This is a genomic window from Campylobacter concisus (assembly GCF_003048675.2).
Taxonomy (GTDB): domain Bacteria; phylum Campylobacterota; class Campylobacteria; order Campylobacterales; family Campylobacteraceae; genus Campylobacter_A; species Campylobacter_A concisus_F.
Genome location: NZ_CP060707.1, coordinates 1,824,457 through 1,848,727, shown reverse-complemented (window position 1 = coordinate 1,848,727; position 24,271 = coordinate 1,824,457). Strand labels below are relative to the sequence as shown.

The window sequence follows — 24,271 nt, the reverse complement described above, 5'->3', positions numbered from 1 at the left end:
AATTTAGACGAGGCTTGTATTATTCCACTTGTCCAACAAGAAACCTCCTTTTTGTAATGACCCCCTTTCCCCCAAAGGGGGTTTATCTCTCTCAAGGAAATTTATGAAAAAATCCATTTTATTTTTAGCCTTTGCCGTTTTATCTCTAAGTGCAAACTGGGATGAAAATATGCAAAACTGCATCAACAAAAGTGACGTAAAAGCTTGCGAGAGCTTTACTAAAAAGCTTTCAAGCGAGTGCGAGAACAAAGACAAAACCTCTTGCTTTTTATATGCTGACATGCTAGGCCGAGGTCTTGGCGTGGAGAAAGATATGGTTAGATCTTATGAGATATTTAAGTCGCTTTGCGAAAATGGCAGCAGCGAAGCTTGCTACGAGCTAGCTACAAAATATCTGCAAGGAAACGGCGTAGAGCAGAGCTTTGATCTATCTGCAAATGCCCTTGATAAAGCTTGCAAAATGGGCAGCAAACGAGCTTGCAACGTCTTAGAGCTTGTGCCTAAGAATTAAAATTTATAAATTTATAAAGATTTTTTGCAAATTTTAAAATTTGTCTCGCGCTTATCAGACTTGACAAAGCTATCTTTGCAAAATTTCTTAAACTTTCATTCACTCGCAAGAATTGACTACTAAAAATTTGGCTTCGCTTATCGCTTAGCTCAAATTTTCTAAAGCCGAAATTACTCGTTCATGAAAGTAAAAATTTGATAGAACTTTTTGAATAAAACACGTTTAGGCGCAATAAAAAAATAAAAATTTAAAATGTTAATTTTTTTCTTTTTATGCAAAGCATACATTTTTACCTTTTTAAAAGATAAATTTTTCTAGTAAATGCCTAAATATCGTGATTTAATTTAGTATTACGCAGAATTTCTTTTTTATTAACTAAAAATTTCATTAAAATTTATATTTAAATAATAACATTTCATCGTCCTAAACGGACCCTCCTTTTTGTAGCGGTTAAGACTTTGCTTCCCCCTTTTCTGGCTTTTCCGCTTACACAAAGAGGAGTTGTCTCTCTTTTTTAAATCAAATTTTTACCTTTCTAAACTCAAATTTCACAAACGTCACTTTCTTTTTAAAATTATATTTTGATAATGGTTTTAAAAATTATAAAAGCAAAAACCTTGTAAAATTGCGAGTTGTTATCAAGATTAAATTTTAAAAGGTGGCTAAAAGGGTGAAATTTTTAAATTTAAAGCTTTTTTACAAGGTGCATGCATATTTGTCGCTTCTCTTTTTTATCCCACTTGTTGTAGTTTGCTTTAGCGGTGCGATCCTCGTTTATAAAGACGAACTAAACAGCCTTTTTATCCCAAATATCGTAAATGTAAATTTAAACAAAGAAAATTTAAGCAAAAGGATTAGCTTTGATGAGCTAAGAGATATCATCACAAGCGAGCTTAGCGGCTACGAGATGGTTGGCATAAATATCGATGCAAACCCTAAAAAGTGTGACAAAATTTGGCTAATCGAGCATAATGACAGCAAAAAAGAGTGGAAATTTATCTATTTTGATGCTTTTAGCGGCAAGATAAAGAGTGAGCCACTTGCGCACGATGAGGGATTTTTCGGGGTTTTGGCGCATATCCATGAGGAGTTGCTTCTTGAAAAAAGTGGAAACATTATCCTCTTTTTAACAGCTATTTTTACATTTTTTATCTGCATTAGCGGCTTTGTGATCTACCGTAAATTTTGGCTAACTCTGCTTAGACTGCGCGTAAATGGGCTAAATGTTTTCATGAACGACATCCACAAGATAATAGGAATTTTTTGCACGCCAGTTTTACTGCTCATTTGCATAAGCGGCGCTTGGTGGGAATTTAGGATGGCACGCACGCCAGAGTTTAAAAATGACTTTGTAATAGACGCAAAAATTTACAACAAAAGTTTATCCCTTGATGAGCTGGTCGCTAGATCGAAAAAGGACATAAAAGGCTTTGAGCCACACTTCATCTCGTTGCCTTTCATGCAAGGGGCAAACATCCGCATCTTTGGCTATGTGATATGGCAAAGCTTTTTGCATAACGAATACTCAAGCGTTATCACCTACGACAAAGAAAGCGGCAAGCTAGTTAGTGTCCTAGACATAAAAAATGCAAATTTAAGTGAGAAAATCCTCTCGACCTTTAGAAGATCGCACTTTGGAAACTACAACCAAACTACAAAATTTATCTGGTTTATAGTGGGTATCTCGCCGTTAGTTTTGAGCATCTCAGGGCTTTATCTGTGGTTTAGAAAATTTAATAGGAGAAAAAATGAAAAAAATTTTACTTAGCTTAGTTGCTTTAAATTTGGCGTTGCCTCAAATTTATGCTAGTGAAAATGACAAGGTTTTAGAAGAGGTCGATGTCGTCGTGGAGAGTGAGCGAAGAGACGATGCAAACTACTTTGCAAAAGAGCTTGTAAAGAGCACAACTAGGTTAAATTTAACCTCTCGCCAAACGCCCCAGTCGCTAACTGTGCTAACAGAGGCCAGGCTAAAAGATCAAGGCATCAAAGACTATCAAGTGCTTCTTAGAAATATCCCAGGTGTCACGCTAAACAAATGGGATGAGCGCGTATATCCGACGGCTCGTGGCTTTAAGATAGATTATTACTTGCTTGATTCGATGCCTAGCTTTGGCGGCTTTAGCCTTGGCGCAAATGATATGAGCTTGCTGCCTTATGAAAGAGTTGAGGTGGTAAAAGGGGCAAATGGCCTACTTGCAGGCGCTGGCAACCCAGCTGCAAGCTTAAATTTCATAAGAAAAAGAGCAGACTCAAAGGAGCTAAAAGGAAATTTTGGCATAAGTGCTGGCTCATACGATAGATACGGTGTAAATGGCGATGTGCAAACGCCAGTAAATGAGAGCGGGAGAGTTAGAGCAAGGCTATCTTTTATGCATGAGAAGTCGCACTCTTATATGGATTATTACAACCGCAAAAATAGCGCGATTTACGGCGTAGTCGATAGCGACATAGGCGATAACTCATGGCTTAGCCTTGGTGCGTTTTATCAAGAGCTAAGACGACGTGGCGTTAGATGGGGCGGTATGCCAGCTTTTTACACAGATGGCTCTAGGACAAATTTTAGTAAAAATGAAATTTTCTCTCAGCCTTGGACTAGGTGGGATATAAAAACGCTTGATTTCTACGCTGATTTTAAGCACTACTTTGAAAATGAAGCGAGCTTAAATTTAAGCTACTCATTTAGGCGGGCAAACACTGACTCAAATTTACTCTACTACGGTGGAGCGGTAAATTTAGATGGCACCGGCAATATGAGTGGTCTTAGCGCTTATGCAAACAAAAGAGAGGAGAACATCCACAACGTCGATGCATACGCAAATATCCCTTACGAGATAGCAAATTTATCCCATGAGTTTGTCTTTGGCGCGATGTATAACAACTATAAAAAAAGTAGCGATAAGGTAAGTAGCTACTGGCTGCAAAGGACTACACCAGCAGGGCTTGCTTATACGGCTAGAAGCAGGATTGATTTTAAAAATTTATACCTTGATGATCCAAAATTCCCTTACGAAGATCAAAACAACAAAGATAAAACGATACAAAAGGCATTTTACGCGGCAAATAAACTATCAATCACCGATGAGCTTAAATTTTTGCTAGGTGCTAGGGTGAGCTACTACAAATACGAGATCGAAGGCGGCAAAGACAATAGAAATTTCACAAATGAGATCACGCCATATCTTGGCATCACCTACGACATCGGAGCAAATCACACTCTATATGCTAGCTACACGAGCATATTTAAACCTCAAAACGTAAAGGACGCAAACGACAAGTATCTTGATCCGATCCAAGGCAAGGACTATGAGGTGGGCATCAAAGGCGAGTATCTTGACGGGGCGCTTCAAGCAAGTCTTGGCGTCTTTAAGATCGTGCAAGACAAGCTTGGCGTAGATACTGGCAAGATAAATCCAGCGACAAATGCCAAAATATATGAATCTGGCAAAGGCGTGACAAGCAAGGGCGTCGAGCTAGATCTAAACGGCGAGATCACTAAAAACTTAAGCCTAAGCTTTGGTGCAACGCACTTTAACGCAAAAGATGCTAATGGTGAAAAATACGCCACCGACTCATCAAGAAGCACGGCAAATTTATTTGCAAAGTATGAATTTAGGGACTTTAGAGTAGGGGCTGGAGCTATGTATAAGAGCAAAATTTACACTGGCAAAGGCGCAGGTGAGATCACGCAAAAGGGCTACACCTTGGCAAATTTGATGTTTGGATATAAATTTGCTAAAAACTTTGATGTGCAGCTAAATATCGACAATCTCTTTAATAAAAAATACTACGAGGGCATCGGTGCAAACAAGATGGTTTATGGCGATCCACGCACCTTTAATCTCAGCTTTAACTATAAGTTTTAGCTAAATTTACTCTAATGCGCCAGCTAAATTTCTAGTTGGCGCCATTCATTTTTTGCATAGTAGGTGTATAATTTCAAAAAACTAAGGAATTTGCATTGCTAAAAGTGGAAGTGATATATAAATTTTGTATCGTCTGTGCTCTTGCCTGTGGGATCTGCCTGCTTGCATTTACTGGGCTAAATTTCGCCATGGGCGAGTATAATGAGTGGATGATGAGCGCGCACAAATTTGCAGGAGCTTTGATCGTTTGTGCTGTGATCTTGCACCTTTTTAACCGCAGAAGAAAGCTAGTAAAGCTCATAAATGAGATGATCGATGTCGCCACGCACCGCAAAAATCCAACGATCTGCAACATGGACCGCATCATCGCCTCGCTTGAGCCTTACAGCATCAGTGAAATTTCACGCATGCTTGGCTTTGACGAGGGCGAGTTTTGCAAGAGTTTGCGCGAAAATGATGTTAAATTTAATAGTCCTAGCCAGACTTTGCGTCAGATCGCACGCATGAACGATGAGAAGATATTTTTTGTGCTTGTGCTCATCGTCGAGGCTAAATTTGGCAAGAGATTTTGCGGTGCGGTAAGTTGCAATGTCGGAAGAAAATTTTAGTGCTCGCTATGCGCACGCCACCTCTGCTCTTCAAGGTCGATGTGATATAAAAATGTCCTAATGACCTCTTCGTCGATCTTTGGGTCTTTGTTTAGCTCACAAAGCGCCTTTCGCTGCTCATTTAGGATCTCAAAATAGGTCTGCCTGACCTCGTCGCTGATCTCGAAATTTTCATTTGAAAGCTCGAAATTCCAAACTTCTTTGAGTTTCTGAAACAAGAAATTCTCCTCATTGCAAAATTTCTCGCTTTGAAATTTAAGCGAAGCCTCTGCGATCGCCTTTTTTATCTTGATCCTTGCAAGCTCATTTGGCATATGGTCGTTAAAGTCTGGAAATTTCACACTTTTGATGAGCAGTGGTAAGCTTAAGCCCTGAACCACAAGCGTTAGCAAGATCACAACAAAGGTGATAAATAAGATGAGATCTCTATGCGGAAAGGGCTCGTCTCCAGCCATGGTAGGGATAGAAAGTGCTGCAGCCAGCGAGACTACGCCCCTCATGCCAGCCCAGCCGACGATAAATGGTGTGGCTTTACCAGGGTTGCGATCGTCCGCCACGCTGATATAACGCTTCATAAACATCGTGATATAAACGGCTCCATAAGATGCCATGAGGCGGATAACGATGAGCACTGCAGTAACCAAAACGCCGTAAAAGACTGCCTCAAAGAGCGAGACGCTGCTACGCTTAAGGCCTGCTAAAATTTCAGGCAGATCAAGGCCGATCATGGTAAAGGCAAGGCCGTTTAGCAAAAAGATAAAGTTGTTCCAAACGGGCACCGCGTGGATCCTTGTTGAAGCGGTAAAAATTTCATTTTTCTTAGTAGAGAGATAAAGTCCGCCACAAACCACCGCCAAAACGCCGCTAGCGCCAAGCTCCTCAGCCAAGATATACATGATATAAGGCGTCGTGATCGTCATTATCGTTTCGCTGTTTTCATCAGTTGGCAAAATTTTATGTAAAAAATAAGCCGCAAGTGCCACTACAAGACCCGCCAAAACGCCACCAACCACCATCCAAACAAAGCTAGCAGCCGCCTCATACCAGATAAACTGCCCAGTTGTCACTGCAACTGCGGCGAAGCGGAAGATGATGAGCGATGAGGCGTCATTTAAAAGGCTCTCGCCCTCCAAAATGGCGCTGATCCTGCGTGGGGCTTTGACAAATTTAAGGATAGCTGCCGTGCTCACCGCATCTGGTGGCGAGACGATGGCTCCTAGCATGAAGCCAAGGGCGAGCGAAAAGCCAGGGATCACTAAATTTGCTATCACTGCAACTGCTGCTGCGCTTATGAAAACCACGATAAAGGCGAAACTGCCGATCATGCGGCGCCATTTAAAGAGCTCTTTTAGTGAGTTTGCCCACGCAGCCTCATAAAGAAGTGGCGGTAAAAATATGATGAAAATAAGCTCAGGATCGATCTTTATACTTGGTAAATTTGGCACAAAGCTAATGGCAAGCCCGCCAAGGACTAATAGCACCGGATAGGCGACCTTTAGGCGGTTTGAGACCATCACCAAAGCGATGATGATAGCTAGTAGTGCAAAAAATAGCAGTAAATGTTCGATCATTTTGATCCTTTAAATTTCTTTTTGTATTAAAGTTATAGAGTAAATTTTGTTAAATTTCTGGCGGGTAGAGAGAGATTCGAACTCTCGGTGAGTTGCCCCACACACGCGTTCCAGGCGTGCTCCTTAAACCGCTCGGACATCTACCCAAGAAGAAGGTGATTATATCTTCATTTGCTTAATGCTTGGCTTTTAGAGCTTTAGCCCCAAGATAACGACATCTTTGTACTCGCCATCCATCAGGCAAACGCCAGGTAGTTCGCCCCATTTTTCAAAGCCAAATTTCAAAAATAGCCCAAGGCTCGCTTCGTTTTTGCTAAAGATTAGCGCAATGATGTTTTTTAAATTTAGCCCTCTAGCTTCATTTAAGCTGTGGGCTAAAAGCTGCTTGCCGATGCCCTTTTTAAGGGCTTTTTTAGCGACATAGATGCTTATCTCTACGCTTATATCGTAAGCGATCTTGGGACTAAAGTCGCTTAGTGAGCAGTAGCCTAAAATTTCATCATTTTCTTTGTAGATAAAGATAGGGCGCGAGCCACCGTGGGCGTTAAACCAAGGCTCTCGCTCCTTTGTGCTAACTGGCTGCATATCAGCAGTCGCACTTCTTTCTAAGATGTATTCGTTGTAAATTTGCGTGATCGCTTCAAGGTCGCTTAAATTTGCTTGCTCGATCAAGCTTAGCCTTTTTTGGCTGCTTGATATACTGGCTCAAGCTTTGCTGCGATCTCTTTTAGGTCCTTGATCCTGCTCTCGTTTGATGGGTGAGTGCTTAGAATTTCAGGCACTTTGCCGACATTCATCTTGCTCATTTTAACCCAAACTTCGACCGCCTCTTTTGGATCGTATCCAGCTCTTGCCATTAGCTCAGTGCCGATGTGATCGGCCTCGGTCTCGTGTGAGCGAGAAAATGGCAGTGAGATGGTGTATTGGCTGGCTAAATTTAGAGCGCTTGCGCCAAGGTCGCCAAGTCCTGTGGCGGTTGCGACTGCGAAGATGCCGATGTTTTTGAGCTGGTCGGTGCTCGCTTGCTCCCTGCTGTGCTCTCTAAGCGCGTGGGCGATCTCGTGACCCATGACCGCTGCTAGCTGCGCATCTGTCAAATTTAGCTTTTTAATAATACCGCTATAAACGACGATCCTGCCCCCTGGCATGCACCAAGCATTTAGCGTATCTTCGTTTATGACATTTACTTGCCACTTCCATTTTAGGGCGTCGTCTCTGAAAACGCCAGTTTGCGCGATCAGCCTTTTTGCGATATCTTGAACCCTTTTTGTGAGGATCGGATCGACATTTAGCTCGCCCTTGCTTCTAGCAGCTGTGAGCGTCTTGACATAAGCTTGAGCCGAGCTTTGCTCCATCGCTTCAGAAGATACTAGCATGAACTGCTTGCGATCTGCGCCCACAACGCCTGACTTTGTGACGCTCGTGCAGCCAGTGATAAGCATGCTAGCTGTTAATAACGTAAGTAAAATTTTTTTCATTTTCATCCTTTTTGGATTAAAATTTGGCTTATTATAGCTTGCGTTGGATATGCATTGTTAAACGAAGAGTGAAATTTAAATTTAGGGCTGGTTTTGGATTTTTACAAAATTTTAAAATCTCATTCACTCACAAGAATTGACTACTAAAATTTGGCTTCGCTTATCGCTTAGCTCAAATTTTAGAGCCGAAATTACTCGTTCATGAAATTTTAATATTTGATAGGGTTTTAAAACGCGTGCGGCACGATAGTGCTATTGCATGCCACTTCTAACGTACGAGGGGTTTTTACTTCGACTTCGTCTCGTAACTGCAAGCAGACGGGGGATTTAAAAAGGGGGATAAGGGGACGGCTTTGCTTCGCTAGCTCGCAACTGCAAGCAGACCGTAATTCAAGTCCCCTTGTCTCCCTTTTGATAAATTTATATCTCAAAGTAAATTTTAAACTTTTACTCGCTCGCAAGAATTGACTACTAAAATTTGGCTTCTCTTACCGCTTAGCTCAAATTTTAGAGCCGAAATTACTCGCTCATGAAATTTTAAAATTTACTTGACACTTATATAAATTGACGAAGCAAATTTACAAATTTTAAAATCTTACTCACTCGCCTTAGCAGACTACTAAATTTAGGTCTCGTAGCCACTAGCCACTAAATTTAGAGCCGTGATATGCTCGCTTGTAAATTTTAAAATTTGCCTGACACTTGCCTGACAATAAAGCGCATGTTGTGTGCCGCTTGATTTGTGACCGTATAAATTCAAAATTTAGATGCTATATCCTAAATTTAACCCCTACGCTTTATAGTCTATATTTCTCTCAAATTCTCTCAAACGTTTATTGACCGATCTTAGCTCCGTTATCGTCGTCCAGTTATCGATAAAGACGCTAAAGCTCTCTCTGACCTGCGAGAAGGCATTGCTAGCTTGGATTAAAACGCCAAGCGTGATGACGCCGCTAAATAGGCCATTGCCCATGATGATGTAAGGCACGATGACAAGAATTTGCGAAAACGAGATGAGCCAAAGATTAAAGTAGCCGTAGTGCAAAAATAGCTTGTAGTAGTTTAGCTTGACCCCCGTAAAAAGCTCTAGCATGACGTTTGGCTGGCAAAATTTAAGCTTATCATCCTCGCCATAAACCAGCTCTTTTCTAAAGGCCGCCTCCGCTTTTTGGTTGTTATACTCAAGGTGTGGCAGCTTTATGCCCACAAACCACGATACGATGAGGCCTCCGACGCTAATTAGTAGCGCGATATAAACTAGCGAGCCCTCGATGTCCTTGATGAAAGGCAGGCTCACGCTTTTGCTTAGCTCCCAAAGCACCGGTATAAAGGCGATGAGCGTCATAAACGCCTTTAAAACCTGCACGCCAAGGCTCTCCATGATCTTAGCAAAGCGATAAACGTCCTCTTGGATACGCTGCGAGCTGCCCTCGATGTCGTTTTGGCAGTTTCGCCAAAATTTGAGATATTTAAAGGTCATCGCCTCCCTCCAGCGAAAGACCCAGTGGCTCGCAAAGAACGATATCACCGTGTAGGTCACGACATAAGGCATGGCGATCTTTAAGAAATTTAATATCCCTTGCCAAAACTCATCTACATTGTGATCTTTTGAGTTTTGCATGATGTCGTAGAAATTTTTATACCACTCGTTGATGCGGACGTTTAGGTGCGTTTGATAGACAAGCAGCAAGATGATAAATATCGCTCCGCCGTAAGCCCAAAGCGCCCATTTTTTGTCTTTGAAAAATGATGAAAACATAAAGTGCCTTTTGTAAATTTTGGCAATTATAGCAGGCAAGGTTTAAGCATTTATATAAAATTTAAAACCAAACTATATCATTTTGCAAATTTTAACGTAAAGGAAAATGATGAAGAAATTTGCATTTTTAGCTCTTAGTCTTTGTGCGACCTTAGCACTTGCGGCCGATATGAAGGTCTATAAAAGCCCAACTTGCGGTTGTTGTGGCAACTGGGCGAGTGCTATGCAAAAAGCTGGCTTTAGCGAAGAGACCATAAAAGTAGATGACTTGGTCAAGGTTAAAAAAGAATTTCACGTGCCACTAGAGCTTTCAAGCTGCCACACAGCTATCGTTGATGGCTACGTCATCGAGGGTCACGTGCCAGCTGATGAGGTCAAGCGTCTTTTAGAGCTTAAACCAAAAGATGCCGTTGGTATCGCAGTGCCTGGCATGCCTATGGAGAGTCAGGGCATGGAGCAAGGCGGCAAAGCCGAGCAATACGACGTCATACTCTTTAAAAAAGATGGCTCACAAGAGGTCTTTGCTACTTACATCGGCTCTAAAAAGCTAAAATAACTTCAAATTTAGACTTAGCTCGTCTTTTGATGGGCTAAGTTAAAAAGAAATTCCTTTGTTAATGGCGATGATGCAGAGCAAAAAGGCTATTGGCACATAGATAAATTTACCCACAAAATACCAAAATGAGCCGTAAGTTTTATTTGCTCCTGAATTTACCTCGTCTAAAATTTCATCTTTTTTGATGACCCAAAACCAAGATATTGCGCCGATGACTGCGCCGATCGGGATGATGTAGATAGAGACAAAGTCCATCCAAGGTCCCCAACTGCTAATAGGCTCCATAAACGCTCCAAAGCCAAAGCAAACCACGCAAAGTAGCACAAGCACCCAAAATCTACTAAGGCGTGGGAATTTATGCATGAGTGACTCAGCGACCACCTCAAACATATTTTGAAGCGAGGTGATACCGCCAAAAATGACTGCTGTAAATAGTATGATCGCAAAAATTTGACCGCCGATCATATTTTGTAAAATTTTAGGAAGCGTTACGAAAAGTAGCTTTGGACCCTCAGCTGGATCCATAGCGTAGGCAAAGACCGCTGGGATCATAACAAGGGCCGCCACAAGGGCTGCAAGTGTGTCAAAAAATGCCGTAGTTTTGGCGCTTTCTACGATGTCCTCATCCTTTGAAAGATATGCTCCATAAACTATCATGCCAGAACCCGTGATAGAGAGCGAGAAAAAGGCTTGTCCCATCGCAGTGACCCATACCATCGGATCTTCAAGCTTGCTAAAGTCAGGGATAAATAGAAATTTATACCCCTCAAGTGCGTTTGGCAGCATCGCGACATTTATAGCCAAAATGGCAAATAACACGAAAAATAGTGGCATCATTATTTTATTAGTCTTTTCGATGCTTTTTGCTCCAAAAAATAGCGTAAGAAGCGTGCCAATAATGACTATGAAGTGATATGGCAGGACTGAGTACTCATGAAGCGCAAATGAGTTAAACCAAACATTTGTATCAACGCTCATAAATGAGCCAGTAAGCGCCTGAGTAAGGGCCTTTAGCACGTAAGCGATGATGACAGCGTAGCCAATGGCTATACAAAGTGAGCCAGCAAGTGGAAGCCAACCGATGATACTGCCTATGACGCCTAAATTTCTACTCTCCCATGCGTATTTATATGAGCCAAGCGTGCCAGTCTTTGCGCGTCTTCCGATCGCATACTCAGCGCTTAGGCCAACGTATGAAAAAAGAGCTACAAAAAAAACGTAGATGAGCAAAAACGCTCCGCCACCATTTGTACCAAGTTTGTAAGGAAAGCCCCAAACATTTGCCATACCAACGGCTGAACCAACTGAGGCTAGTATAAACGCCCAGCGTGATGAAAAATTCTTTTTGCTCATTGTAAAATCCATAAATTTAGTGATGAAAATAATGTTACCAAAATATGATTTAAGAACTTTTTATAAATCTTAAATTTAAGAAACGTTGTTACTTTTGGGTGTGGCTAATTTGACCGCTAAATATAAATTCGCTATAATCAGCCAAAATTTTTAACTCTTAAGGATCATAATTGTACCCCAGTAGCGATAACTCGCTTTTAATGGTAATACTTGCCATTATATTCATTTTACTAAACGCATTTTTTGTTTTGTCGGAATTTTCCCTTGTCAAGGTTCGCAAGTCTAGACTTGAAGAGCTTATCAAAGAGAAAAAGCCAAACGCCCAGCTTGCTTTTGAGATGTCAAACAAGCTTGATACCTATCTTAGCGCCACTCAGCTTGGCATCACGCTAAGCTCACTCGCCCTTGGTTGGATCGGTGAGCCAGCAGTCGCAAGGCTCATAGAAGCCCCACTTAAAAATGTTTTTAATCTTAGCGATATCTTAGTTCATACAGTCGGCTTTGCGATCGCATTTACGCTTATCACACTACTTCACGTCGTTATGGGCGAGCTTGTTCCAAAGTCAGTCGCCATAGCCAAATCAGAATCAGCAGTGCTTAAAATCGCTCGTCCGCTTCACTTTTTCTGGATACTTTTCTCGCCTATCATAAAGCTTTTTGATATCCTAGCTACATTTGGACTTAAAATTTTAGGCATCCAGCCAGCAAAAGAGAATGAGCTAGCGCACTCTGAAGAGGAGATCAAGATCATTGTTGGCGAGAGTTTAAAAGGCGGCGTGCTTGATAGTTTTGAGACTGAGCTTATCAAAAATGCAGTTGATTTTAGTGATACGGTCGCAAAAGAGGTTATGACGCCAAGACGCGACATGATCTGCATAAATAAACAAAAGAGCTTTGAAGAGAATTTGCAAGTTGTTTTTGAGTCAAAATATACTCGCTACCCTTATATAGACGGCTCAAAAGATATCATTTTGGGCATGATACACATTAGAGATATCTTGCAGCTGCACTTTAGTGAGGATAAAGAGAAGAGCTTTGACGCGATCGTGCGTAAATTTGTCATCGTGCCTGAGAGCCTTTCTATCTCAAAGGTACTTGTGATGATGAATAAAGAGCAAATTTCAGCTGCGCTTGTCGTCGATGAGTATGGTGGCACGGCAGGACTTCTTACGATGGAAGATATCATGGAGGAGGTGCTTGGTGACTTCAACGACGAGCACGATGAGGTCGACCAACACTATAAAAAGATAAATGAAAATATCTATGAATTTCAAGGCAGATACGACTTAGAGAGCGTTGAAGAGGTCCTTGGCATAAGCTTTGATGAAGAGACCGATCAAGTAACGATTGGCGGATATGTTTTTAATCTCATCGGTCGTTTGCCAGTTGTGGGCGACAAGATCGAGGATGAAAACTGCTACTACGAGGTGAGAAAGATGGATGGAGCTAGCATCTCACGCGTAAAAGTTAGAAAAAAGATAAAAGAAGAAGAGGAGCCTGCTCAGGCTTAGTTTATAAATTTAATGGCTTTTTTGGCCATTAAATTTAACCTCGCAAAATCATAAAAAATAGAGCGAATTTAAGTGACATTGCACTCTTTAAAGGCTATAAGCCCTTAAATTTAACTTTTAAAACCACAAAATTTAAAGTGACACCACCTTTTAAATAGCTCTCTAAAAACACCACCACCACCTTTTTCGTAAATTTGGTTATAAATTTTAAAAATGGCTTGCGAGTTTTAAAATTTATCATCTGCTTGCAAAAGTAGCCATTTGAGCGATCTTGTTTGTGATATTTAAATTTACTAAAGCTAGTTAGCCTTGGCTCAGACGCAATACCACAAAAATTTGTTATAAATTTCTCTATCGCGCTCATCTAGGCTGCAACAAGAGAGCTAAATTTCTTTTGTTAAACCTTAAACAACGCCTCTTAATAACTCTTTTGTAGTCTAGTTTTTATCTTGATAAAAGCGTGCTAGATCTTTGCCGTGCTTTAATGCTAGCTCGTAGTAGGGCGTATCTGGGTACTCGCCTATCATCTCGTAGAGCTTTTTACGAAGCTCTGGTAAAAGGCGAAGATCGCTATAATCTATCCTCTCTTTATATGCTGGCAAGCCTTGTAAAAGCAGGGCATTTGAGTAGTTTATGCCGCCAGTTTTGCTGCCAGTAATGTTAAACTCACTCTCATATTGCGTGCGAGTTAAGCTTGTTGGTATGCTAAGCTCTCCTCGTTCTAGGCAAATTTTGTCATTGCTACTGATGATATACTCTGGAAATTCTAACTCTTGGTAGTTGATATCTTCGTGATCATAATATACCCACTCCATAGCGTCTTTATTTTTGCGGTTGAAACTGCTTTTGTAGATGAAGCTTCCCGGGATGATAAATTCACGGCTTTTTAGCACTGGTGTATCTACTATATCTTTATAAACAGCAACCAAGTAGCAATCACTAAAAAAATCAAGCGGCCAAAGAAGCCCCTCATTTGCTCGCTTTATAAAACGGTTCATGATATCAACTAAGATCTTACCAAAGAAATATCTCTTGTAGTAATCATTATAGACGTAAAATATGTCGCCCTCTTTGAGCTTTTTCTTTTCTGGCATTTAGCTCTTCCAGATATTTTTATTTAGCTCCAGATCGTGCATGATCTGCGAAAAGTCACTGATGCTAGAGATGTAGTTTTGCACGCTCTCGTTGCTGTTTATCGGCTTTTTAAGATCAGGCTCAAAGCTGTCTTTTCTCAGGTCGATCGCTATATAAATTTCATTTTTTAAAAACACTGCCGAGAGCGGGGCGTTAAATTTAGTTCTTAATCTGCTTAAATTTTCCATCAGCTTTGGCGTTAGAGCGTATCTAGCAGCGATCTGATCGGTCGTGTAGGTCTTAAAGAGCTCGTTAAATTTAGGGTTGTCCATCGTCGCTTGCTCGCCATCGCTTCTTAGATCAGATGTTCGCTTTTTGTCACAGACATAGATCGTGGCGTTTAGCTCTTTTTTAAACTCAGCCTTTAGCAAAATGCCTTGAAATTTCACCGTTGTAGTGGTGTTTTTTTCACCTTTTACTTCTTTTGCCGCATAAAAATCGCAAAGCTTAAACTGCGTGTTATCGATCTGTCCGTAGATCATATCTTCTGCGTAGTGTCTATTTACATCAGCGTCATAAATTTTTAAAAAATCGTTCAAACTTAGTCCGCCATTTGCGCTGAAATTTAGACCATAGTTTTTTACGATGACGCCAACTACTTTTTGTTTAAATTTTGCTACAAGCTCGTTTTTTAGCCCATTTATCGTCTTGCTAAGATAAAAAACTCCGCCAATTAGCAAAAAGAAAAATAAATTTCCAAGGTGCAATGATGCTAAAAAACCAGTTGCAACTATGATGCCAAGAAAGCCATAAACGATCATTTTAAAGGCTTTTTGCCCCATGGCAAGGCGCTCTTTTTCAAGCTCGTCAAGATCGCTTAGATCGATGCCTTTTAGTTCGTCTGCTTGCATTTTTTATGCCTTATTTTTTAAAAAGATCACCGACGTTTGGAGCAGCTGCTTCATTTTCAGGGATGTCAAAAAATACATCTTTGTGAAAGCCAAACATTGAAGCTACGATGTTTGAAGGAAACATCTGTGTGGCGTTATTGTAAATTTCAACGGCTGAGTTGTAGGCACGGCGCGCAGCTGAAATTTGCTCTTCAACCTCATTTAGTGTGCTTTGGATGTGAAGTAAATTTTGATTTGCTTTTAGATCAGGATAGTTTTCTACGCTCACTCTAAGGCCATTTAGCAAGCCTGAAATTTTGTTATTTAGCTCAAATTTCTCCTCATTTGTTGATGCACTTCTAGCGCTTTCTCTAAGGGCAGTGATGTTTTCTAGCAAGCTTTTTTCGTGCACCATGTACTCTTTTGCAGTGGCTACTAAATTTGGTATGAGGTCATATCTTCTTTTTAGCTGCGCGTCGATGCCAGCCTCCACGCTTTTTACTTGGTTTTGCTTTGCAACAAGTGAGTTGTAAAGGCTGATGAAAAAGACAAAAATGACTGCGACAACAAGTATCACGATGACTAACGAATTCATAACTTTTCCTTTGAAATTTAAGTTTGTTGTAGTTTATCCAAAGTTGCTTAAGAGTATTTAAACACCGAGGTTGGGCAATTAAATTTAATATTGTAATTTAATCTTAAATTTTACATATAATTTATATAATTAAAAATTGTTTTTTACGAGGAGGATAAATGAGAACGGTAAACGTAAAAGATATAAAAGAGACTGTTGCTAAGCTTTGCAAACAAGCCTGTTACGTCGTTACACCAGATCTAAAGGCTGCTTTTACAAAAGCTCAAACCACTGAGAGCTCATCTCTAGGTAAAGATATCTTGGGCAAAATCTTGCAAAATGCCAAGCTAGCAGAAGAGGGCGTTGCGCCTATTTGTCAAGATACAGGTATGACGGTTGTCTTTGTCGAGATCGGTCAGGACGTGCATATAGAAGGCGGTTACATCGAAGATGCGATAAATGAGGGCGTTGCGAAGGGCTACACCGAGGGCTATCTTAGAAAATCAGTCGTTGCTGAGCCGCTTTTTGAGAGAAAAAACACTACAAACAACACTCCAGCGGTCATCCACACTAGGATCGTCCCAGGCGATAAATTTAAGATCAAAGTAGCGCCAAAAGGCTTTGGTAGCGAGAACAAGTCAGTTTTAAAAATGCTTGTGCCAGCTGATGGCATAGAGGGCGTTAAAAAGGTGTTTTTAGAGGCTGTAAAATACGCTGGACCAAACGCTTGCCCTCCAATGACAATAGGCGTTGGCATAGGCGGCACTATGGATAAAGCTGCGCTTCTAGCCAAACAAGCTGCAGTTCGTCCAGTAGATAGCAAAAATGCCGATGCTAGATATGCAAAACTCGAAGATGAGCTTCTTGAGCTTGCTAGCAAAACAGGCGTCGGACCTCAAGGGCTTGGTGGCGATACAACTGCTATAAAAGTAAATGTCGAGTGGTATCCAACTCACATCGCAGGCCTACCAGTAGCCATAAATATCAACTGCCACGCTGCACGCCACGCAGACGCCGAGCTTTAAGGAGATAACATGTCAGAAGTAAAAAGAATAACAGCACCATTTGATAAAGAGGTGGTAAAAAGCCTAAAAGCAGGCGACAATGTCCTAATCTCAGGTACTATCATCGCTGCTCGTGACGCCGCTCACAAGGCACTAACAGAGGCTCTAGCACGTGGCGAGAAGCTACCAGTTGAGCTAAAGGGCGAGACTATCTACTACGTCGGACCAACACCAGCTAAACCAAACCAAGCTATCGGCGCAGCAGGTCCAACAACAAGCGGCAGAATGGACAAATACACACCAACTATGATAAACAAAGTTGGCATAAATGGCATGATCGGCAAGGGCTACCGAAACGACGCAGTTGTCGATGCGATGAAAAAATCATGCTGTGTTTATATGGTCGCTATCGGCGGTATCGGAGCGGTCATTAGCCAAAGTATCAAAAAATATGAAGTCTTGGCATACCCAGAGCTAGGACCAGAGGCAGTCGCAAGGCTCACAGTAGAGGACTTCCCAGCGATAGTCGCTATCGACTGCGAGGGCAATAACTTCTACGAAGTCGGTCAAGCACCTTACAAAAAAATCTAAATTTGATCCGCTAGCTTTGGGGCTAGTGGAATTTACCCCAAAATGAAAACTTTTTACAACGATCAAGCAAAGCCACTACTTAAATTTTTTACCAAACCCAAAGGCGAGCTGCTAAATTTAAAACTAAAGCAAATTCTGGACGAGGGCTTTGTCATAAAAGCACAAGGGATATTTTTAAAAGCTGCCATAAGAAAAAGGCAGAAATTTGAAGAAAATAAGACGCAAAATGAGTGGTCGCTAAATGAGATAGTAGTTTTTGAAAGCGAGTATGAAAGCTGCGAGGAGTACTTTAGCGACGTGGGGTCATTTGTAGTGAGTTTGGCTGATAAATTTAGAACAAGTGGCATTAGCGAGGAGATAGTGCTTGCTGTTTCGTTTCAGGCGCTGCAGTTTGTCACGCTGGACAGAGAGGAGTTTAAATTTATATATGAGGACTATGACGAGAGCACAAATGCCGCTCACATTAAAATTTACGCCAAAAGAGAAAATGACGAAATTTTGCTATATAAAGATAGGATAGGGGACTACAAAACTGAGGCGCTAATCGTTTACGAGGTGGCTAGTAGTAGCCAAGACACATAGTCTCAGTCAGTTTTATGCGCTTTTCAAAGGGCGCTGGCGAGAAAAATTTGCACTTTTCGATGTAAATCCTATACGAGTAGCTGAGCTTAAAATCATCATAAAATTTCTTTAAATTTAAAAATTTGATACCGCAAATTTCATGAAATTCAAAAAGCTCATAAATTTTCGAGCCATTTTTCGCCACAAGGTGCGAGGGGGCAAGCGAGGTAAATGAGCAAAAAACGCCAGTTGGCACGAGGCCATTTAATGGCGTGCACTCTTCTAGCGCGTTTTTAAATTTCTCTGGGACGCTCTTTTTTCTAATAAAAACGATGCGCGAGTTTTCAAATTTAGCACTGATCGCATTTTTCCAAAAGAGGTAGGCGTTTGATGAGATGCCCGCGTTTTTGGCAAGCTGCGCACCAAGTACGTAGTCATCTAAAAATTCGTTTGGTGCAAGGGTTATTTGCATCTTTGTCCTTTTGAAATTTTGCTCATTATAGCCTTTGGTGCCTAAAAATTTAGAAATTTATAGTAGGATTTTGCCAAATTTCAAAGGAGAAGATATGAAAAAACAAATTTCAACAAAAAATGCCCCACAAGCGATCGGACCATATTCTCAGGCTATTAACGCGAATGGATTTTTATTTATCTCAGGTCAGCTTGGCGTCACACCAGCAGGTGAGTTTGCAGGTAGCAATGTAGAGGCTCAGGCCGAGCAGTCACTTACAAATTTACAAAACATTTTGGCTGAGGCTGGACTTAGTTTTGATAATGTCGTAAAGACTACGATCTTTTTAGCAGATATGGCAGATTTTGCTAAAGTAAATGTCACATACGCTAAATTTTTCAAAGAGCCATATCCAGCTAGAAGCACGGTAGCTGTGAAGACTTTGCCAAAAGATGCACTTGTAGAAATTGATGTTATCGCAGCACAATAATGTCACAACTGTACCCAAGTACAATATACAAAGAGGATTAAAATGTCTTAAAATTACGTAAAATTTATTTTACGATAAGGATAGACATGCAAACTCAAGTAGGAGTAATCAAACAAATCTCAGGCTTAGTGGTAGCTGTAGATCAAAATGGCGTTAGTCGTGTTTTAAAAGTTGGCGACGCTTTATATCTTGGGGAGGTTGTAAAGACCTCTTCAGCTTCTTCTAAAGCCGTAGTTTCAATGGATAATGGCAAAGACGTCACCATCTTGGGTGATGAGTCGTTAAAGCTTGACGAAAATGTAGCCGCAGGACAAAAACCAAATACCGTAGCAGATGTTAGCGATTTGCAAAAAGCGTTGTTAAACGGCGATGATCTAACAAAACTAGAGGAGACTGCTGCTGGTGGTAACGCAGCCGCAGCTGGTGGTGGAGATGGCGTTAGCCTTGGTGCGGCGTCGTTTGATGAGGGTGGTCACTACTCAAATATCAATGAAAATTTCCGCTCTATAGGCGATCTAAACAGCGCAAGAGGTGCTGAGAGGATAGGCGGCGTAAGCGGCGCAGCCGATAATGCTGGTGGTGACGTTGGTTTTGTAGATACTACTATCCCAACAGTAACTCTAGATCCAATTAACAACACTTCAACAGTAGTAACTGGTAAGGTTCCAAACCCAGATCCAAATACCACTGTAATTGTTGAAATTCCTGGTCATACCCCAGTTACAGTCCCTGTAAATCCTGATGGTACATTTAGTGTTCCTACACCAAATAATGAACCACTAAAACCAGGTACTGAGGTAAAAGTTACTCCAAAAGATGATGCAGGCAATGGTACACCAGTTACTACTCCAGTATCAGACGTAACTATCCCAACAGTAACTCTAGATACAATTAACAACACTTCAACAGTAGTAACTGGTAAGGTTCCAAACCCTGATCCAAATACCACTGTAATTGTTGAAATTCCTGGTCATACCCCAGTTACAGTCCCTGTAAATCCTGATGGTACATTTAGTGTTCCTACACCAAATAATGAACCACTAAAACCAGGTACTGAGGTAAAAGTTACTCCAAAAGATGATGCAGGCAATGGTACACCAGTTACTACTCCAGTATCAGACGTAACTATCCCAACAGTAACTCTAGATACAATTAACAACACTTCAACAGTAGTAACTGGTAAGGTTCCAAACCCTGATCCAAATACCACTGTAATTGTTGAAATTCCTGGTCATACCCCAGTTACAGTCCCTGTAAATTCTGATGGTACATTTAGTGTTCCTACACCAAATAATGAACCATTAAAACCAGGTACTGAGGTAAAAGTTACTCCAAAAGATGATGCAGGCAATGGTACACCAGTTGCTACTCCAGTATCAGACGTAACTATCCCAACAGTAACTCTAGATACAATTAACAACACTTCAACAGTAGTAACTGGTAAGGTTCCAAACCCTGATCCAAATACCACTGTAATTGTTGAAATTCCTGGTCATACCCCAGTTACAGTCCCTGTAAATTCTGATGGTACATTTAGTGTTCCTACACCAAATAATGAACCATTAAAACCAGGTACTGAGGTAAAAGTTACTCCAAAAGATGATGCAGGCAATGGTACACCAGTTGCTACTCCAGTATCAGACGTTGTGCCGCCGCAAGTAGATCTCACTCCAAAGGCTGACGGCACAGTTGATGTAGTGCCTCACGACAATGACGCGACAAAGGTTGAAATTTCATACACAGATAATGGCGGCAACACGCAAACAATCACCGTAGTCAAAAACCCAAGCGCTGGCTGGGTCGTAGATAGCACTCCTGGCAAGACGACAGCTCCAACAGGTGCTTTCAAGCTTGATCCACATAGTGGCAAGGTCACTATCAGCGACAATGCGACAAAAGACAACACTCCAGTGACTGCAAAGGCTACTGATGGCGCTGGCAACACAGCCACAGGCGAGACTACTGCTCCAGATAAATTTACTATCAAATTTAATGATGACGCAGATGGCAACGGCACTATCACAAGAGGCGAGAACTATGCTGAGGATGGCGCAAAAGCTACTGCAACCATCAGCATACCAAACCTTGCAAAGGATGGCAGCAAGATCCATGTTATAGGTACTGGCATAAATGACTACTACACAGTTCATAAAGATGCTAGCGGCAACGTTACAAGCGTCACAGATACAAAAGGCAACAACGTATTTGACGGCGATAATGGCATAAAGGTTAGCTACGACTATAACCACTATCAAACAGTTCGTGGAAATGCAGCTAGTATCACAGCTGAGCTAGAGGGCACAACCCTTAAAGCTACTTCAAGTGTTAAATTTGAAAATGTTGGCAAGGCTGAAGTTAAATTTGTTGAGCTTGATGAGCATGGCAATGTTCTAAATGAAAAATCAGATCAAATAACAAATCAAAATAGAAATACAGCTATGCTGGATGGTGATATCAACCACACCACAGCACGCATCTCACTACCTGAGAATGTTCAAGATGGCGATGTCGTAACTGTAAAATATGGATATGGACCAGATGCAGCCTCTCTTGCAAAAACAGGTGGCATAGATACGACTGCTTATAAATATTTCTTAGTTCATAAAGCAGCTGATGGCTCTATGACGGTTGATCAGATCACTTCAGCTGATGATAAGACACCTATAAAAGCTGGTCTTACATCTACAAATGGCGCTGGTGAGAAATTTGGTATAGATATCCACGATATGCCAACAACCACCTATAATCTTACACACTCACGTGGTATAGAAGTGACCGTAAAAGGTGATGACCATGCAGAGCAGTCTAACGGAAATACTTGGATATTTAGAGATAGCATGGAGGCTCCGAAGGTTGAATTTATAGAAGGCAACAAAGTTTATAATCCAAGCGTTTCAGGAAGTGGCTCAGGCGCACTAAATGCTGGTATAAGCGTAGCTGACGCTATAAAAGACGGCGATATCAGCCACACTACAGCTCGCATAACATTGCCAAAAGTGTTCTCGGACGGCGATAAACTAACAGTTGCTGTAACTGACTACAACAAAATTTATGCTGACACTGGTGTAAAACAATACCCAGCAAATAACCCAGAGCCAACATTTGTTAAGGCATTTATCATTCACAAAGCGGCTGACGGCACTGTGACTTTTGACGAGGTCGATGCAGCTGGCAATGTCACACATGCAGGCATCCCAGCGCTAAATAACAACGCTATCGAAATAACTGGCGTGCCACTATATAATATGTATGAAAATGGCGCTTTGAAGTCAGATTATGTCCATGCAACTGGTGTTGATGCGACTATCACAGACCACCTTAATCTAAATGGTAACGATAGTGGAAGCAATACAGGTTATGCATTCTTAGCGAACGTAAATGTTGTCACTATCACAGAGGTGATCGACGACGTTGCAGGTGGTGTAGATCACGGCAATATCAAAGATAACGACGTAGTAGTAAATGGCGTAACTAAAAAAGGACTAACAAACGACAGCACTCCGACATTTAAAGGCAAGGCGGACCCTAACTCGGTAGTAGAGCTATATGATGGCACGACTAAGATAGGTAGCACAACAACTGATAAATTTGGCAACTGGTCTATCACTCCGGCCACTCCACTTGGTGAAGGTGCTCATAGTATCACAGCTTCATCTCCAGCCATAAATGCGATCAAGGCCTCTGACCCAGCTACTATAACGGTAGATACAGGCACTAAGGTTACATTTGATAGCGTTACAGATGATGTTGCAGGTGGCGTTGTAAATGGTAATGTCAAGGGCAACGATGTGACAGTCGATGGCAAAACACTAAAAGGCCTAACAAACGATAACACACCAACTCTATCAGGCAAGGCAGAGGCTGGCTCAACTGTAGAGATCTTTAATGGTACAAACAAGATCGGTCAAGTAGAGGCAAAAGGTGACGGTTCTTGGAAATTTGAAGTAAGCACTCCGCTTAGCGACGGCGAGCATGAGCTTAAAGTAAAAACTACTGACAAAGCTGGCAACACAGCCGAGGCTGCCCCAGTAACCATAACTGTTGATACGAAAGTGACAAATTTAAAAGTCGAATGGATAGATGATCTCAACAATGACGGTAAATTTAGCTGGAGTGAGAATTTAAATCCTGAACACGCAGGACGTATAGCTTGGAAAGCATATCTTCCAAACGACGGTACGGTTAAAGTTGGTGACGTTATGCACTATATGTGGGGTGGACCAGGTGCTACTGGTGAGCTAACTTATACTATAAAAGCTGAAGATATAGCAAAAGGATATGTAGGCTTTGTAAAACAAAATATGATTCAAGGAACATGGGAACATATTCCTTTTGGCAAGGACTCTGATGGTAAAATTTTTGAAGCTTGGGCATATTTAACAGACGCTGCTGGCAACAAAGGATCAACAGGCAAAGATGAGATAGTCTTTGATTTTAGTGATGCACCTACTATTATAAATGCTAGCGCTATTTATGGCACAAACAGAACAGGCTTGTTACTTGATGACAATCCAAAAAGCGCAAGCGCTGTTAATATCGAAGCACAAGGTAAAGCAGTAGAGCTAGATGTTAAAACATTCACTCATAGAGCAGATGTGAAACTAGGTGATGGTGACGATATAGTAACAGTGCATAAGAGTGGCGGTGTTTGGGGTGACATGGTAGAAGACTCAAAACTAAATTTAGGCGATGGAGATAATATCTTAAAAGTAGAGACAAATATCGATAGAGCATCAGTAATCGCTGGAGATGGTTATGACAACGTCAAAGTCGATGGATATATAACAAATCGCTCTAATGTAAATTTAGGTGATGGCAACAATACATTAACAGTTGGAACAAATATAGATCATAGTACTGTAGAAACTGGAAGTGGAAACGACACCATCAAAGTTGGTAACTATATCCACTACTCTAATATAAAGTTAGGCGCAGGCGATGACTCATTAACGATTGCAAAGTCAGATATGCAAGGTAATGATATAGATGGTGGCACTGGTTATGACAAATTAGCTATCACTAATCCAGGAACATCTATAAATTTAGATAGCATCGCAGATCATGCACATAACTTTGAGGAGCTTAATATCTCTAATAAGAGCCAAAATACTACTTTAAGCGTAAAACTAAGTGATGTCATAAGCTTAACGGATAGTGATAATACGCTAAAAATAACAGCTGATGCTGGAGACAAAGTAGAATTTAAAGATGCTGGCTGGCAAAAAGGTGCATCAACTGACGGCTATACCGCATATACAAATGATACTAGCGGAACAACTGTTACTGTTGAGATCAAGGACGAAGTAACACAGCCTATGTAATCATAGAGGTAAATTTGCTATCAAAGTGGCGGTGTTAAATCAAACGGAGAGCAAGGAAGCTCTCCAAATTTCTACCTAAAAAATAAAATTTAAATTTGTAAA

General features: G+C 41.2%; 22 protein-coding genes and 1 tRNA gene. 11 read left to right on the top strand and 12 right to left on the bottom strand.

Going from position 1 to position 24,271, the window contains the following annotated elements; genetic code table 11:
• Positions 1–103 precede the first annotated feature (103 nt).
• From CVT00_RS09205 to CVT00_RS09190, 4 genes are all read left to right on the top strand, one after another.
• Positions 104–511 carry a tetratricopeptide repeat protein gene (locus CVT00_RS09205; protein WP_103559177.1) on the top strand — a complete coding sequence of 136 codons (408 nt, stop codon included), beginning with the start codon at positions 104–106 and terminating at the stop codon, positions 509–511.
• A gap of 670 nt (positions 512–1,181) precedes the next feature.
• Positions 1,182–2,279 (top strand): PepSY-associated TM helix domain-containing protein, encoded by a 1,098-nt coding sequence (locus CVT00_RS09200; RefSeq protein ID WP_107916019.1) that lies wholly within the window; start codon positions 1,182–1,184, stop codon positions 2,277–2,279.
• The gene (locus CVT00_RS09195; protein WP_107916017.1) at positions 2,260–4,377 is read left to right on the top strand and encodes a TonB-dependent siderophore receptor; all 2,118 of its coding nucleotides are present in this window, start codon (positions 2,260–2,262) and stop codon (positions 4,375–4,377) included. Before CVT00_RS09200 ends, CVT00_RS09195 begins: the two co-directional genes overlap by 20 nt.
• A gap of 95 nt (positions 4,378–4,472) precedes the next feature.
• Positions 4,473–4,985 carry a chemotaxis protein gene (locus tag CVT00_RS09190; RefSeq protein WP_103559180.1) on the top strand — a complete coding sequence of 171 codons (513 nt, stop codon included), beginning with the start codon at positions 4,473–4,475 and terminating at the stop codon, positions 4,983–4,985.
• On the opposite strand, the gene CVT00_RS09185 is transcribed toward CVT00_RS09190, so the two are convergent.
• The 6 genes from CVT00_RS09185 to CVT00_RS09165 all read right to left on the bottom strand — a co-directional run bounded on the left by CVT00_RS09185 (position 4,982) and on the right by CVT00_RS09165 (position 9,793).
• On the bottom strand, positions 4,982–6,556 hold the full coding sequence (locus tag CVT00_RS09185; RefSeq protein ID WP_107916015.1) for a Na+/H+ antiporter: 1,575 nt from the start codon (positions 6,554–6,556) through the stop codon (positions 4,982–4,984). The two genes, CVT00_RS09190 and CVT00_RS09185, sit on opposite strands and share 4 nt — an antisense overlap.
• A 58-nt stretch (positions 6,557–6,614) precedes the next feature.
• Positions 6,615–6,702: transfer RNA gene (locus CVT00_RS09180), tRNA-Ser, on the bottom strand.
• A 43-nt stretch (positions 6,703–6,745) separates the two neighbouring features.
• Positions 6,746–7,228, bottom strand: coding sequence for a GNAT family N-acetyltransferase (locus CVT00_RS09175; protein ID WP_107916013.1), 483 nt, complete (start codon positions 7,226–7,228; stop codon positions 6,746–6,748).
• Between the two features lie 2 nt (positions 7,229–7,230).
• The gene (locus CVT00_RS09170) at positions 7,231–8,034 is read right to left on the bottom strand and encodes a M48 family metallopeptidase (protein ID WP_012140525.1); all 804 of its coding nucleotides are present in this window, start codon (positions 8,032–8,034) and stop codon (positions 7,231–7,233) included.
• Positions 8,035–8,659: 625 nt separating this feature from the next.
• Positions 8,660–8,794, bottom strand: a complete 135-nt coding sequence (locus CVT00_RS10380; protein WP_258033544.1) for a hypothetical protein — start codon at positions 8,792–8,794, stop codon at positions 8,660–8,662.
• A gap of 30 nt (positions 8,795–8,824) precedes the next feature.
• Positions 8,825–9,793 carry a putative transporter gene (locus tag CVT00_RS09165; protein ID WP_103559184.1) on the bottom strand — a complete coding sequence of 323 codons (969 nt, stop codon included), beginning with the start codon at positions 9,791–9,793 and terminating at the stop codon, positions 8,825–8,827.
• 109 nt (positions 9,794–9,902) lie between these two features.
• Between CVT00_RS09165 and CVT00_RS09160 the strand changes: the two genes are divergently transcribed.
• Positions 9,903–10,349, top strand: coding sequence for a DUF411 domain-containing protein (locus CVT00_RS09160; protein ID WP_002942948.1), 447 nt, complete (start codon positions 9,903–9,905; stop codon positions 10,347–10,349).
• A 39-nt stretch (positions 10,350–10,388) separates the two neighbouring features.
• On the opposite strand, the gene CVT00_RS09155 is transcribed toward CVT00_RS09160, so the two are convergent.
• Positions 10,389–11,702, bottom strand: a complete 1,314-nt coding sequence (locus tag CVT00_RS09155) for a sodium-dependent transporter (protein ID WP_107916011.1) — start codon at positions 11,700–11,702, stop codon at positions 10,389–10,391.
• A gap of 170 nt (positions 11,703–11,872) precedes the next feature.
• Between CVT00_RS09155 and CVT00_RS09150 the strand changes: the two genes are divergently transcribed.
• Positions 11,873–13,213 carry a hemolysin family protein gene (locus CVT00_RS09150; RefSeq protein WP_021092522.1) on the top strand — a complete coding sequence of 447 codons (1,341 nt, stop codon included), beginning with the start codon at positions 11,873–11,875 and terminating at the stop codon, positions 13,211–13,213.
• A gap of 94 nt (positions 13,214–13,307) precedes the next feature.
• Here the strand turns inward: CVT00_RS09150 and CVT00_RS09145 are convergent, their stop codons facing one another.
• The 4 genes from CVT00_RS09145 to CVT00_RS09130 form a co-directional block, all read right to left on the bottom strand.
• Positions 13,308–13,577, bottom strand: a complete 270-nt coding sequence (locus CVT00_RS09145) for a hypothetical protein (protein WP_021092707.1) — start codon at positions 13,575–13,577, stop codon at positions 13,308–13,310.
• Positions 13,578–13,650: 73 nt separating this feature from the next.
• Positions 13,651–14,307, bottom strand: a complete 657-nt coding sequence (locus CVT00_RS09140) for a sugar transporter (protein WP_107916009.1) — start codon at positions 14,305–14,307, stop codon at positions 13,651–13,653.
• Entirely contained in the window at positions 14,308–15,198 is an 891-nt protein-coding gene (locus CVT00_RS09135; protein WP_021092425.1) for a DUF3137 domain-containing protein, read from the bottom strand. It abuts the gene before it with no gap.
• Positions 15,199–15,208: 10 nt separating this feature from the next.
• Positions 15,209–15,772, bottom strand: a complete 564-nt coding sequence (locus CVT00_RS09130; RefSeq protein WP_021092553.1) for a LemA family protein — start codon at positions 15,770–15,772, stop codon at positions 15,209–15,211.
• A 158-nt stretch (positions 15,773–15,930) separates the two neighbouring features.
• Here CVT00_RS09130 and CVT00_RS09125 point away from each other — a divergent pair, with 158 nt between their 5' ends.
• The 3 genes from CVT00_RS09125 to CVT00_RS09115 are packed head-to-tail and all read left to right on the top strand — an operon-like array spanning position 15,931 to position 17,928.
• Positions 15,931–16,776: a fumarate hydratase gene (locus CVT00_RS09125; RefSeq protein ID WP_107916007.1), complete on the top strand. Its 846-nt coding sequence runs from the start codon at positions 15,931–15,933 to the stop codon at positions 16,774–16,776.
• A 9-nt stretch (positions 16,777–16,785) separates the two neighbouring features.
• Positions 16,786–17,346 carry a Fe-S-containing hydro-lyase gene (locus tag CVT00_RS09120; protein ID WP_107916005.1) on the top strand — a complete coding sequence of 187 codons (561 nt, stop codon included), beginning with the start codon at positions 16,786–16,788 and terminating at the stop codon, positions 17,344–17,346.
• Between the two features lie 42 nt (positions 17,347–17,388).
• Complete coding sequence (locus CVT00_RS09115) at positions 17,389–17,928, top strand: L-cystine-binding protein TcyA (RefSeq protein ID WP_107916003.1); 540 nt, start codon at positions 17,389–17,391, stop codon at positions 17,926–17,928.
• Here the strand turns inward: CVT00_RS09115 and CVT00_RS09110 are convergent.
• Positions 17,906–18,379 (bottom strand): cysteine permease, encoded by a 474-nt coding sequence (locus CVT00_RS09110; protein ID WP_103559191.1) that lies wholly within the window; start codon positions 18,377–18,379, stop codon positions 17,906–17,908. The genes CVT00_RS09115 and CVT00_RS09110 overlap by 23 nt on opposite strands.
• Positions 18,380–18,473: 94 nt before the next feature.
• Between CVT00_RS09110 and CVT00_RS09105 the strand changes: the two genes are divergently transcribed.
• Entirely contained in the window at positions 18,474–18,848 is a 375-nt protein-coding gene (locus tag CVT00_RS09105; protein WP_103559192.1) for a RidA family protein, read from the top strand.
• 86 nt (positions 18,849–18,934) lie between these two features.
• Positions 18,935–24,169 (top strand): retention module-containing protein, encoded by a 5,235-nt coding sequence (locus CVT00_RS09100; protein WP_196376853.1) that lies wholly within the window; start codon positions 18,935–18,937, stop codon positions 24,167–24,169.
• Positions 24,170–24,271: the final 102 nt, after the last annotated feature.